Annotated in this window: 1 pseudogene; it reads left to right on the top strand. The window is 38.5% G+C overall.

Features of this window, described 5'->3' with window-relative positions:
- Positions 1-175 precede the first annotated feature (175 nt).
- Positions 176-879: pseudogene (locus DW922_RS17255) on the top strand (hybrid sensor histidine kinase/response regulator); the annotation flags it as partial.

Below are 879 nucleotides of genomic sequence, written 5' to 3'. Positions count from 1 at the left end.
GAGTGGGTACTACAGCCAGCTGCAGTTGGTTGAGGAATTTTTACTTCGTGAGAGGAAGCTGTCTCTTGAAACGGATACGAACAAAAGTTTCTTTGAAGCATGGGAAAAAGAATCGGAAAGTACCCTTATATTTCTTCGGGAAAATGGTCAGGCAATATCCGCAGGTGGAACAAAAATGCGGATTGATATGCCAAGTAAATTTCTGCTGGACTTAAAGAATGGATACAATATTGGAAAACTGGTGCGTCTTGATTATGATCAGAAGAAAAAAGACGGTTATCTGGTTGCGATCCCATGTCAGGAATATACGATCAATGGGGAAACTTATACGGCAATTGGAACGGTGTATGATCATTCGAAACTGGATTCCATGTTAAAACTGAAAGGTTATGATGGGAAAGCATATTTGTTCATGCTGGATGATGACGGAAATATTACGTATACGAACCTGAGTGGTGATAAATATCAGCGTAATTATTCTTTGTTAAAACATTTAAAAGGGGAACAGGCCATTACAGAAGAAGAGGCTGATTTGCTCAAAAAGAAGTTTGATAACAGAGAATCCGGAGTTGCACTTTTGGGAAAACAGAACCCCTATTATCTGGGGTATTGCCCGATAGAAAGCAACAACACCATTTTGGTATGCATTGTGACAAAGGGAGTTATTGACAATGTGCTGAGGGATTACCAGAAAACGGTGCTGTGTACAACAACACTCATGGCAGGTTTTATACTTTTACTTTTTGCTGGATTATTCTACAGTATTTCCAGACTTAGTCTTGCAGATCAAAAAGCAGAATATGAAAAAAGAAAGAATGAACTTCATTTGCAGACAATGAAGGAAATGGAAGTAGTCAATCAAAAACTGAAAAAGGCAAA

Origin of the sequence: Clostridium sp. AM42-4 (assembly GCF_003480105.1) — a bacterium.
Taxonomy (GTDB): domain Bacteria; phylum Bacillota; class Clostridia; order Lachnospirales; family Lachnospiraceae; genus Brotaphodocola.
This window is presented reverse-complemented; position numbering and strand designations above follow the sequence as displayed.